Annotated in this window: 8 protein-coding genes; 6 read left to right on the top strand and 2 right to left on the bottom strand. The window is 68.4% G+C overall.

Annotated elements, in window-relative coordinates:
• Positions 1-19 precede the first annotated feature (19 nt).
• The 4 genes from ACWDZ6_RS13900 (at position 20) to ACWDZ6_RS13915 (ending at position 6,585) form a co-directional block, all read left to right on the top strand.
• Positions 20-1,921 (top strand): IucA/IucC family protein, encoded by a 1,902-nt coding sequence (locus tag ACWDZ6_RS13900; RefSeq protein WP_451503007.1) that lies wholly within the window; start codon positions 20-22, stop codon positions 1,919-1,921.
• A 41-nt stretch (positions 1,922-1,962) separates the two neighbouring features.
• Entirely contained in the window at positions 1,963-2,694 is a 732-nt protein-coding gene (locus tag ACWDZ6_RS13905; protein WP_451503008.1) for a GNAT family N-acetyltransferase, read from the top strand.
• A 62-nt stretch (positions 2,695-2,756) separates the two neighbouring features.
• Positions 2,757-4,562, top strand: coding sequence for an IucA/IucC family protein (locus ACWDZ6_RS13910; protein WP_451503140.1), 1,806 nt, complete (start codon positions 2,757-2,759; stop codon positions 4,560-4,562).
• 52 nt (positions 4,563-4,614) lie between these two features.
• Positions 4,615-6,585 (top strand): ATP-dependent DNA helicase, encoded by a 1,971-nt coding sequence (locus tag ACWDZ6_RS13915; RefSeq protein ID WP_451503009.1) that lies wholly within the window; start codon positions 4,615-4,617, stop codon positions 6,583-6,585.
• A gap of 120 nt (positions 6,586-6,705) precedes the next feature.
• Here ACWDZ6_RS13915 and lexA read toward each other — a convergent pair whose 3' ends face one another.
• Positions 6,706-7,491 (bottom strand): transcriptional repressor LexA, encoded by a 786-nt coding sequence (gene lexA / locus ACWDZ6_RS13920; protein WP_326653047.1) that lies wholly within the window; start codon positions 7,489-7,491, stop codon positions 6,706-6,708.
• A gap of 565 nt (positions 7,492-8,056) precedes the next feature.
• Here lexA and nrdR point away from each other — a divergent pair.
• Positions 8,057-8,569: a transcriptional regulator NrdR gene (gene nrdR / locus ACWDZ6_RS13925; protein ID WP_366730263.1), complete on the top strand. Its 513-nt coding sequence runs from the start codon at positions 8,057-8,059 to the stop codon at positions 8,567-8,569.
• Between the two features lie 171 nt (positions 8,570-8,740).
• The gene (locus ACWDZ6_RS13930) at positions 8,741-11,626 is read left to right on the top strand and encodes a vitamin B12-dependent ribonucleotide reductase (RefSeq protein WP_451503010.1); all 2,886 of its coding nucleotides are present in this window, start codon (positions 8,741-8,743) and stop codon (positions 11,624-11,626) included.
• A gap of 185 nt (positions 11,627-11,811) precedes the next feature.
• Here ACWDZ6_RS13930 and ACWDZ6_RS13935 read toward each other — a convergent pair whose 3' ends face one another.
• The gene (locus ACWDZ6_RS13935) at positions 11,812-12,342 is read right to left on the bottom strand and encodes a TerD family protein (protein ID WP_451503011.1); all 531 of its coding nucleotides are present in this window, start codon (positions 12,340-12,342) and stop codon (positions 11,812-11,814) included.
• Positions 12,343-12,566: the final 224 nt, after the last annotated feature.

Consider the following 12,566-nt stretch of genomic DNA (forward strand, 5'->3'; position numbering starts at 1 on the left):
AATCACAAGGAAGCCCTGCGTGAACCCCAACCCCGCGCCCGATGTGCCCGAGGCCGACGGCCGTCCCCCCGCCCATCACCGAGGACAGGACGGAATGTGTGGCCCCCTCGCGGTAGAGACGGCGACGGTGCCCCGCCAGCAGCCGGGTGATCTCGGTGAGCAGCACACCCCCATGGCCGACGCGTCCTTCGGCGACCGAGCGGCTGAGCTCCTCGACCATCCCGATCCGCAGCGCGCCGCGGACGCCGCGGCCGTCGAGAACCTCCTCCGCTGCTGGGTACGGGAGAACAATCTCGCGAAGCCGGACGGCGACACCCTGCGCATCCCGCTGCACGCCAGTGGCACCGCGCTGCTCGTCCCCGTCCGGTACTGGTCGGTCACCGGCTGGCACCGCTTCGGCCTGCCCGCCCTGGAGAGCGGCCCGAGCGAGGCACCGGGCGTCGATGCCGTCACCGTCGCCGCGCTCCTCGGCCGGGAAGCGGGCCAGAGCGAAGGAGCGGACCTGGTCGGCCGCGTCGCCGACTCGGTGCGGCGCACCACCGACTTCATCACCGACCGGCGAGCCCACCCGGCTCCGGTACCCGAGGCGGATCTCTTCCTCACCGCCGAGCAGTCCCTCGTACTGGGCCACCCGCTGCACCCGACACCCAAGAGCCGCGAAGGACTCTCCGAGGCCGAGGCCCGGCTCTACTCACCGGAACTGTACGGCTCCTTCCCGCTGCACTGGATGGCCGTCGACCGGTCCGTCCTGGCCACCGATTCGGCCTGGACCGAACAGGGCCGCACCCTGCCGGCCGAACAGCTCACCGCCCGCCTCTGCGGCGGCCTCCGACTCCCCGACCACACTGTTGCGCTGCCGCTGCACCCCTGGCAGGCCCGCGAACTGACACACCGCCCCGCCGTCGTGGCCCTCCTCGACGCCGGTCTCCTGCACGACCTGGGTCCCTACGGAGAGCCCTGGCACCCCACCTCCTCGGTCCGCACCGTGCACCGCCCCGGCGCCCCGGCCATGCTCAAGCTCTCGCTCGGCGTACGCATCACGAACTCCCGTCGTGAGAATCTCCGCAAGGAACTCCACCGCGGTGTCGAGGTGCACCGGCTGCTCCGCACCGGCCTCGCCGAGCAGTGGCAAGCCGCCCACCCCGGCTTCGACATCGTGCGAGACCCCGCATGGCTCGCGGTCGACGCCGCCGACGTCGAAGCCGTACCCGGCCTCGACGTCATGCTGCGCCACAATCCCTTCGGCTTCGGCGACGACGCCGTCTGCATCGCGGGACTGACGTCACCCCGCCCTTGGCCGGACCGCCCCGGAATGCACTCGCGCCTCGCCGACGTGGTGGAACGGCTCGCCGCGCGCACCGGCCGGCCCACCGGCGCGGTCGCCGCCGAGTGGTTCCTGCGCTACCTCGACCACGTCGTTCGACCGGTGCTCTGGCTGGACGCCACGGCCGGCATCGCTCTCGAGGCCCACCAGCAGAACACGCTCGTGATCCTCGACCCCAAGGGCTGGCCCGTCGGCGGCCGCTACCGAGACAACCAGGGCTACTACTTCCGCGAGTCCCACCGTGCCCAGCTCGAGCGCCGCCTTCCCGGCATCGGCACCGCCAGCGACACCTTCGTCTCCGACGACGTCACCGACGAGCGCTTCGCCTACTACCTCGGCATCAACAATGTCTTCGGGCTGATCGGAGCCTTCGGCGCTCAACGCCTCGCCGACGAGCGCGTACTCATTGCCGCTTTCCGACAGTTCCTCACCGCGAACGCCGGCTTGGGATCGCCGCTGCCCGCCCAGCTTCTCGATGCCCCCACCCTGCGGTCCAAAGCCAATCTGCTCACGCGGCTGCGCGGCCTCGACGAACTCGTCGGTCCTGTCGACACCCAGTCCGTGTACGTCACCATCACCAACCCCCTTCGCCCTTGAGAGAACACAAACCGACCGCACTGCGAGAGGAGAGCGTGGCCGTGTCTCCCACCGATGCGAGCACCGACACCGGAGCCGGGCCGGTACCTCTGCTCGGCGGAGGCGCCGAGGACACCTTGGACCTGCGGCTTCCCGAGGAGCTCTTCGCGCTGTTCCGCGAGGACGAAATGACCCTCGTTCCCCAGCCCGCGGACGACGACGGCCACTTGCTGGACACCCCCGCCGGCTGGGGGCCGGCCACCACTCCGCTCGGGCACTTCCAGCTCGTCCCCGTCCGGATCGAACGCGATCTGGGGCTGGTCAGCCGGTGGATGAACGACCCTGCCGTGGCCGAGTTCTGGGAGCTGGCGGGACCCGAGTCGGTCACCGCCGGCCATCTGCGTGCCCAGCTCGACGGCGACGGACGCAGCGTTCCCTGTCTCGGCGTGCTCGGCGGCACCCCCATGAGCTACTTCGAGATCTACCGGGCCGACCTCGACCCACTGGCGCGGCACTACCCGGCTCGTCCTCATGACACCGGAATCCACCTCCTCATCGGCGGTGTCGCCGACCGCGGCCGCGGTGTCGGCTCCACCCTTCTCAGAGCCGTCGCCGACCTCGCTCTCGACAACCGACCTCGCTGTGCACGAGTCATCGCGGAACCAGACCTGCGCAACACCCCGTCCGTATCCGCCTTTCTGAGCGCCGGCTTCCGCTTCTCTGCCGAAATCGACCTCCCTGACAAGCGAGCTGCCCTCATGGTCCGCGACCGCGCCCTTCGCAACCTGCTGTGAACGACCCGCTGCCTTACTTACACCGCTCGACCCGCATCGGTTCCACTCGAGGAGTCCCCGTGCTGAAGTCCGCCGCCACCCATGACTCCGCGGAGCCGAGCGCGTTCCCGTTCACCCCGCCCGGGCTGAACCCACAGGGCTGGGACCGTGCGGCCGGCCGCCTCCTCGCCAAGATGCTCGGCGAGTTCTCCTACGAAGAGATCATCGAGCCGGTCCCCGGCGGGGGCGACCACTACACACTCGTGCTCGACGACGCCGGCAGCCTGTCCTTCCATGCCCGACGCGGGGCGTACGGAAGCTGGCGAGTCGATCCGCACTCCATCCAGCACGAGGGCCGGCGCTTCACCGATCCGCTTGCCTTCCTCGCCCGCGCCCGACGAATCCTCGCCCTCGACGGAGCCACCCTCGGGCATCTCCTCCGCGAGCTGTCCACCACCCTCGCCTCCGACACCAGACTCGATCAGACGGCGCTGACCTCGGCCGAGCTCGCCGATCTCGGCTATGCGGAACTCGAGGGCCACCAGACCGGCCACCCCTGGCTCGTCCTCAACAAGGGCCGCATCGGTTTCTCCGCCACCGACACCGCGCTCTGGTCTCCCGAGGCCCGCAGACCCGCCCGGCTCCCGTGGATCGCGGTCAGCTCCACCATTGCTGCCTACCGCGGCGTCCCAGGGCTCGCCGCCCCCGACGACCTGTACGTCCGCGAACTCGACGCTCCCGTACGCGAGTCCTTCGAGGCCACCCTGCGCGCCAGGGACCTCGACCCCGACACCTACTTCTTCCTCCCCGTACACCCCTGGCAATGGGACGAGGTGCTCCTGTCCCTCTTCGCGCCCGCCATCGCCCGGGGCGAGATCGTTCCGCTCCCCACCGACGGTGATCTGCGGCTGCCACAGCAGTCCATCCGTACCTTCGCCAACCTGGACCGCGCCGACCGGCACACCGTCAAGCTGCCGCTGTCGATCCTCAACACCCTCGTCTGGCGCGGACTCCCGACCGAACGGACTCTCGCAGCGCCCGCCGTTACTTCTTGGGTACACGGACTGCGCGACACGGACCCCTTCCTGCGCGACGAGTGCGGAGTGATCCTCCTCGGGGAAGTCGCCTCGATCACCGTCGAGCATCCCCTCTACGACCACCTCGCGGAAGTGCCGTACCAGTACAAGGAGCTCCTGGGCGCAATCTGGCGGGAGCCGCTCCAGCCCCGTCTCGCCCCCGGCGAGCGGGCCCGAACGCTCGCCTCGCTCCTTCACACCGACCCGGAGGGCCGCGCTTTCACCGCCGAGCTGGTCGGGCGTTCCGGGCTTGCCCCCACAGTCTGGCTCCAGCGCCTCTTCTCCGCACTGCTGCCGCCGCTGCTCCACTTCCTCTACCGCTACGGCACCGTCTTCTCTCCGCACGGGGAGAACGCCATCGTCGTCTATGACGAACAGGACGTCCCGGTGCGTCTCGCGATCAAGGACTTCGTCGACGATGTGAATGTCAGCGCCCGGCCGCTGCCCGAGCACGACTCGATGCCCGACGACGTACGCCGGATCCTCCTTACCGAGGACCCCTCCTTTCTCACCCAGTTCATCCACTCCGGGCTCTTCGTGGGTGTCTTCCGCTTCCTCGCCCCGCTCTGCGAGGAGCAGCTGGGCGTACCGGAGGAGGAGTTCTTCGCGCTCGTACGGGCGGAAATCCTGCGACACCAGGCCCGTTTTCCGGAGCTCAAGGACCGCTACGAGATGTTCGACCTGCTCACGCCGCGTATCGAGCGCCTGTGCCTCAACAGGAACCGGCTCCATCTCGACGGCTACCGTGACCGTCCCGACCGGCCGCACGCCGCCGTCCACGGCACCGTCCCCAACCCTCTGGGCCCCTCTTGATGAACGGACACCTGGTCGCGTTGTCAGTGGTGCCCCGTAGGGTGGTCGGGCTATGACGAAGCCATCCCTCCCCGAGCTCCTGCATGCCGCTGTCACCGCCGTCGGCGGCGTGGAACGGCCAGGCCAGGTCACCATGGCCGAGGCCGTGGCCGAAGCGGTCGACGACAGTGCGCACCTCCTCGTCCAGGCCGGCACAGGCACCGGAAAGTCCCTCGGCTATCTGGTGCCCGCGCTGGCGCACGGCGAGCGCGTCGTGGTGGCCACGGCCACCCTTGCCCTTCAGCGCCAGCTCGTGGAGCGTGATCTTCCGCGGACGGTCGACGCATTGCACCCGCTGCTGCGTCGACGGCCCGAGTTCGCGATGCTCAAGGGGCGTTCCAACTACCTCTGTCTGCACCGCCTGCACGAAGGCGTACCGCAGGAAGAGGAAGACGGGCTCTTCGACCAGTTCGAAGCCGCCGCTCCCACCAGCAAGCTCGGCAAGGACCTGCTGCGGATGCGCGACTGGGCCGACGAGACCGAGACGGGCGATCGCGACGACCTCACCCCCGGCGTCTCCGACCGGGCCTGGGCGCAGATCTCCGTCTCCTCCCGGGAGTGCCTGGGCGCGACGAAATGCGCGTACGGCGCCGAGTGCTTCGCCGAGGCGGCCCGCGAGCGCGCCAAGCTCGCCGATGTCGTCGTCACCAACCACGCACTCCTGGCGATCGACGCGATCGAAGGCGCCCCGGTGCTGCCTCAGCACGAGGTGCTGATCGTCGACGAGGCCCATGAGCTGGTTTCCCGGGTCACCGGCGTCGCCACCGGCGAGCTCACCCCCGGTCAGGTGAACCGGGCCGTGCGCCGAGCGTCGAAGCTGGTCAACGAGAAGGCCGCCGACTCTCTCCAGACTGCTGCCGAGACCTTCGAGCGGCTGATGGAGCTCGCACTCCCCGGCCGTCTCGAGGAGCTCCCCGAGGATCTCGGGTACGCATTGATGGCGTTGCGCGACGCGGCCCGCACGGTCATCTCGGCCCTCGGCTCCACCCGCGACAAGTCCGTCCAGGACGAGGACGCCGTACGCAAGCAGGCCCTCGCCTCGGTCGAGAACATCCATGACGTCGCCGAGCGCATCACGCAGGGCTCCGAGTACGACGTCGTCTGGTACGAGCGCCACGATCGATTCGGCGCGTCCTTGCGGGTGGCTCCGCTCTCCGTGGCCGGGCTGCTGCGAGAGAAGCTCTTCGCCGAACGCTCGGTGGTGCTGACCTCTGCCACGCTCAAGCTCGGCGGGGACTTCAACGGCGTCGGTGCCTCGCTCGGTCTCGCCCCGGAGGGCACCGAAGGTGAGGACATCCCGCAGTGGAAGGGCCTCGACGTCGGCTCGCCCTTCGACTATCCCAAGCAGGGCATCCTCTACGTGGCCCGCCATCTGGCGACGCCCGGCCGAGAAGGCTCCCGCGGCGACATGATGGACGAGCTCGCCGATCTGGTGGAGGCGGCAGGCGGCCGTACGCTCGGCCTTTTCTCCTCCATGCGAGGTGCCCAGGCGGCGGCCGAAGAGCTGCGCGGCAGACTCGACAAGCCGATCCTGTTGCAGGGCGAAGAGACCCTCGGCGAACTGATCAAGACGTTCGCCGCCGATCCGGAGACCTGTCTGTTCGGCACGCTCTCCCTGTGGCAGGGCGTCGATGTGCCGGGGGCCAGCTGCCAGCTGGTGGTGATGGACCGGATCCCGTTCCCACGCCCCGACGATCCGCTGATGAGCGCCCGCCAGAAGGCGGTGGAGGAGGGCGGCGGCAATGGATTCATGGCCGTCGCCGCGACGCATGCCGCCCTGTTGATGGCCCAGGGTGCGGGCCGGCTCGTCCGTGCCACGGGTGACCGGGGTGTCGTCGCCGTACTCGATCCGCGGCTCGCCAACGCCCGGTACGGCAGCTATCTGCGCGCCTCGCTGCCAGACTTCTGGTACACCACGGACCGAAACCAGGTGCGTCGCTCGCTGGCCACCATCGATGCGGCCGCCAAGGTGGACGGCAAGTAGTTCCCCTGCTGAACCGCATCTACCGAACGGCACTCAGTCGCACTCAACCGCCGATGGACACAGCAGGGCCCCGGGACCGGCGCAGTGGGTCCCGGGGCCCGGTCAGAGCCGGCGGGTCTGTCACACCCGCCGCAGTACCGCCACCACCTTGCCGAGGATCGTCGCCTCGTCACCGGGGATGGGCTGGTAGGCGGCATTGTGCGGGAGCAGCCACACATGGCCGCTCTCCCGCTTGAACCGCTTGACCGTGGCCTCGCCGTCCAGCATCGCGGCCACGATGTCCCCGTTCTCCGCGACGGGCTGGCGTCGCACCGTCACCCAGTCCCCGTCGCAGATCGCGGCCTCGATCATCGAGTCACCGACGACCTTCAGTACGAACAGCTCGCCGTCACCGACCAGCTGGCGGGGGAGCGGGAAGACGTCCTCGACGGATTCTTCCGCGAGGATCGGGCCGCCTGCCGCGATCCGGCCGACGAGTGGCACGTACGACGCGGCGGGCTTGCCGGTCGTGTCCGTCGGCTGGGTGCTGGGCTGGTCCGATCCTCGTACCTCGTACGCCCTGGGCCGGTGCGGGTCCCTGCGCAGGAAACCCTTGCGCTCCAACGCCATCAGTTGATGTGCGACGGATGAGGTGCTGGACAGGCCTACCGCCTGGCCGATCTCGCGCATCGACGGTGGGTATCCGCGCCGCTGCACGGAGTCCCGGATCACCTCGATGACGCGCCGCTGCCGATCCGTGAGGCCGGAGCTGTCTGCCCGGATCCCTGGAGGTCGGCCGGGCAGCGAACGCGTGGGCTTGGGACCCTCCGGGGTCGTGGCTGCGTCATTCATGGCATGCACCGGCTCGAATCGGTTCTGGGAGCGGTCCTGGGCAGTGATGGTGGCACTGTCTGCGGTGGTGGTCACGTCGGCCCCTCTCGAATGGTCTCCCTAGCTGGACAACGGTAGTTGGTTTCGAAAGGTTGCGCCAAACACACGTTCGAGTGAAAATTCGCAGATGGCCTGACGTGAGCGTCTGGCTGGGTGTATGTGCGAACGATCTGCCGGCGAGGCATTTCGGGCCACTACGCTAACCTTCAGCGCCGCGGTGCGGTGAAGCGGGGTGATTCCAGTCTGGCACCCGGCGGTCCGGAATCCACGGAGCCGCGCGTTTCCCGCCCTCCCGTGGCCGGTCCCGCGCCTCCCGGATGTCGCGGGGTGGGGCTGGTGCGCCGCTGGTGCGGCCTTCCCGCGGCGCGCCGCACCGCATTGCGGCGCGGCCCCCTCCGCGCCCCCGCCGTGCGACACGCGCTGCGACTCAAAAAGCGCAACCAAACCCCAGATCTAGTGGTTGGATTGTCTCTGTCGCCCAGAAGTTGTGGTCCCTGGTCCTCCAAGACCGTGGGCATCGCCTATGCTTGGGGCTGCTTCGGAGGGCTTCAATGTGCCCGCCGAGGCTATTCAGTCGTGCTGTGAAGGAGGGTTGGGAGCCATGCACTGCCCCTTCTGCAGGCACCCCGACAGCCGTGTCGTCGACAGTCGCACCACCGACGACGGAACGTCGATCCGGCGTCGCCGGCAGTGCCCCGACTGCTCGCGCCGGTTCACGACGGTGGAAACCGCCGCGCTGATGGTCATCAAGCGCAGCGGGGTGACTGAACCCTTCAGCCGTACCAAGGTCATCTCCGGCGTGCGCAAGGCGTGCCAGGGGCGGCCGGTCACCGAGGACGCCCTCGCCAAGCTCGGCCAGCGGGTCGAGGAAGCGCTGCGTGCCACCGGCAGCGCCGAGCTGACCACCCATGACGTGGGTCTGGCCATACTCGGCCCCCTGCAGGAACTCGACCTCGTCGCGTATCTGCGTTTCGCTTCCGTGTACCGGGCCTTCGACTCACTCGAAGACTTCGAGGCCGCCATCGCGGAACTCCGCGAGCAGCGGCCTCCCGCAGAGAAATGCGGGACCGGCGAGACCCTCGAGGTCCCCGTGCCCGCCACCGCCGCCGACTGAGCAGTACCGGCTGACCGGCCCGGGCCCGCGGAAATGGCCCGTCGGTCGGCAGCTGAGCGGCAGAAGACCTGTCGCGGGCGCCGTGTGCGGCGCCCGGGGCATCAGACACACAATGTGCCACGGGAAGATCTGGGCACTTCAGGGCGTTTTTGCCCATGTATGGGAGGCGGCATGACAGAGACGACGAGCGGCCCGGCACGAGGGTCCCGCGCCAAGGGATCCAAGGCGAGCAAGGGTCTGCGTATCGAGCGAATCCACACCACCCCCGGCGTGCATCCGTACGACGAGGTTGTCTGGGAGCGCCGTGACGTCGTCATGACCAATTGGCGCGACGGCTCGGTCAACTTTGAGCAGCGTGGCGTCGAGTTCCCCGACTTCTGGTCGGTGAACGCGGTCAACATCGTCACCAGCAAGTACTTCCGCGGGGCCGTCGGCACCCCGCAGCGCGAGACCGGTCTCAAGCAGCTCATCGACCGGATCGTGAAGACCTACCGGAAGGCCGGCGAGGACTACAGCTACTTCGCCTCGCCCGCCGACGCCGAGATCTTCGAGCACGAGCTGGCGTATGCCCTCCTGCACCAGATCTTCAGCTTCAACTCGCCGGTGTGGTTCAACGTCGGGACGCCCCAGCCGCAGCAGGTCTCCGCCTGCTTCATCCTGGCCGTCGACGACTCCATGGAGTCGATCCTCGACTGGTACAAGGAAGAGGGCATGATCTTCAAGGGCGGCTCCGGCGCCGGCCTGAACCTCTCCCGTATCCGCTCCTCCAAGGAGCTGCTCTCCTCCGGCGGCAACGCCTCCGGCCCGGTCTCCTTCATGCGCGGGGCGGACGCCTCCGCGGGAACGATCAAGTCGGGCGGCGCCACCCGCCGCGCGGCGAAGATGGTCATCCTCGACGTCGACCACCCCGACATCGAGAACTTCATCGAGACCAAGGTGAAGGAAGAGGAGAAGATCCGCGCCCTGCGCGACGCGGGCTTCGACATGGACCTGGGCGGCGACGACATCACGTCCGTCCAGTACCAGAACGCCAACAACTCGGTCCGTGTGAACGACGAGTTCATGAAGGCCGTCGAGGCCGACGGCAAGTTCGGGCTGCGCGCCCGGATGACCGGCGATGTGATCGAGGAGGTCGACGCCAAGTCGCTCTTCCGCAAGATGGCCGAGGCGGCCTGGGCCTGTGCCGACCCCGGCATCCAGTACGACGACACGATCAACAACTGGCACACCTGCCCGGAGTCCGGCCGGATCAACGGCTCGAACCCCTGCAGCGAGTACATGCACCTGGACAACACCTCGTGCAACCTCGCCTCGCTGAACCTGATGAAGTTCCTCAAGGACGACGGCAAGGGCAACCAGTCCTTCGAGGTCGAGCGCTTCGCCAAGGTCGTCGAGCTGGTCATCACGGCGATGGACATCTCCATCTGCTTCGCGGACTTCCCGACGCAGAAGATCGGCGAGAACACCCGCGCCTACCGCCAGCTGGGCATCGGCTACGCCAACCTCGGCGCCCTGCTGATGGCCACGGGTCACGCCTACGACTCCGACGGCGGCCGTGCGCTCGCCGGGGCCATCACCTCGCTGATGACGAGCACTTCGTACAAGCGCTCCGCCGAGCTCGCCGCTGTCGTCGGCGCGTACGACGGCTACGCCCGCAACGCAGAGCCGCATCAGCGGGTCATGAAGCAGCACGCCGACGCCAACACGACCGCCGTCCACATGGACGATCTGGACTCGCCGATCTGGGCCGCCGCCACGGAGGCCTGGCAGGACGTGATCCGCCTCGGCGCCAAGAACGGCTTCCGCAACGCGCAGGCCTCGGTCATCGCGCCCACCGGCACCATCGGTCTCGCGATGTCCTGCGACACCACCGGCCTCGAGCCCGACCTCGCCCTGGTCAAGTTCAAGAAGCTGGTCGGCGGCGGCTCGATGCAGATCGTCAACGGCACGGTCCCGCAGGCCCTGCGCCGCATGGGCTACCAGGAGGAGCAGATCGAGGCGATCGTCGCCCACATCGCCGACCACGGCAATGTGATCGACGCTCCCGGTCTGAAGACCGAGCACTACGAGGTCTTCGACTGCGCGATGGGTGAGCGCTCCATCTCCGCGATGGGCCATGTCCGCATGATGGCGGCCATCCAGCCGTGGATCTCCGGCGCGCTCTCCAAGACGGTCAACCTGCCGGAGACCGCCACTGTCGAGGACGTCGAAGAGGTCTACTTCGAGGCGTGGAAGATGGGCGTCAAGGCGCTCGCGATCTACCGCGACAACTGCAAGGTCGGCCAGCCCCTCTCCGCCAAGACCAAGGAGAAGGAGAAGGCCGCGGTCACCGAGAAGACCGAGGAGACGATCCGGGCCGCGGTCGAGAAGGTCGTCGAGTACCGCCCGGTCCGCAAGCGTCTTCCGAAGGGCCGTCCCGGCATCACCACCTCCTTCACGGTGGGCGGCGCCGAGGGCTACATGACCGCCAACTCCTACCCGGACGACGGTCTCGGCGAGGTCTTCCTGAAGATGTCGAAGCAGGGTTCCACCCTCGCCGGCATGATGGACGCCTTCTCCATCGCCGTCTCGGTCGGTCTGCAGTACGGCGTCCCGCTCGAGACGTACGTCTCGAAGTTCACCAACATGCGCTTCGAGCCGGCCGGTATGACGGACGACCCGGACGTGCGGATGGCGCAGTCGATCGTCGACTACATCTTCCGCCGCCTGGCGCTGGACTTCCTGCCCTTCGAGACCCGCTCGGCGCTCGGCATCCACTCGGCCGAGGAGCGTCAGCGTCACCTGGAGACCGGTTCGTACGAACCCTCCGACGACGAGATGGACGTCGAGGGCCTGGCCCAGTCCGCACCGCGTCAGCAGGAGACGCTGAAGGCCGTCGCCGTCCCGAAGGTGGAGGTCCCGGCTCCGAAGCAGGCGCACACCTCGGCGGAGCTCGTCGAGATGCAGTTGGGCATCAGCGCGGACGCGCCGCTGTGCTTCTCCTGCGGGACGAAGATGCAGCGGGCCGGCTCCTGCTACATCTGCGAGGGCTGCGGCTCGACCAGCGGCTGCAGCTGAGAGCGAGCGCCCTCGGGCGTGACAGCACTTGATCGAGCCGGGGAGCCGACGCGCATGTCGGCTGCCCGGCTCTTTCTGCTGCGCGGGTTTCGATCTTGCGAGCCGTAGCACCCGACGGAACGGGAGGAGGGGCGTCGGTACTGTGCCGACGCCCCTCACTCATGCGTACGGGATGCAGCGCGTGCTCAGTAAGTACTGCCGCCCATGACCTCGACGAAGGACTGCGGGTCGGCGTCGAATCCGCGGACGGCCAGGTGGAATTCCCACTCGCCCGCCTCGCTCCGGATGAACTCCCCGACGACTGCGGCGGTGGATCCCAAGACGCTGGCGAAGTCGCTCTTCCCCAGCTCGGTGTGCCCTTCGAGTACGCGGACGAGGGTGTTCGCTATGTCGGCGAACACCCTCCGTCCCTCCCGCTGCTGGATGGCCACACCCACGACGACGCGCCCGTACGTGGCCGCCAGCCGGTCGAACTCCAGCGTCATGACCTCGTCGGAGCCGAAGCCCTGTCCGGTCGTGCTGTCCCTGGTCAGGATGATGGTGCCGTCCGGCGACCGGCTGTCGAAGTGCACGACGTACGCCGGTTCACCATGCGTGGCGTCCGCCCGGTACGTCGCGGCGACGATGTCGAGATCATGTGCCGGCTCGCCCAGGGGGCTCGGATCCCACCTGAGTGTTACCTCGGCCTTCCGGACCCCCTTGTTGAGACTGCTCACCAGATTCCCCTTCCCCGTGCCCCGCAACCGCCCGGATATTTACGTCGGTTGACCATGCTGTCACGGTTACGCTCCCGCACCACGGGTAGTTGCGCACGCTCCGTTCGGGATGTGCCGCGCCGGTCGTTGTCGCACGACTTCCTCGCGCAAGGCCTCGATGGCGCTACTGACCCGACGGATCAGACGGGTGCTGTCGATCCGGTCCAGACAGCGGCAGGTCCTCG

The organism is Streptomyces sp. NPDC002926, assembly GCF_053591755.1.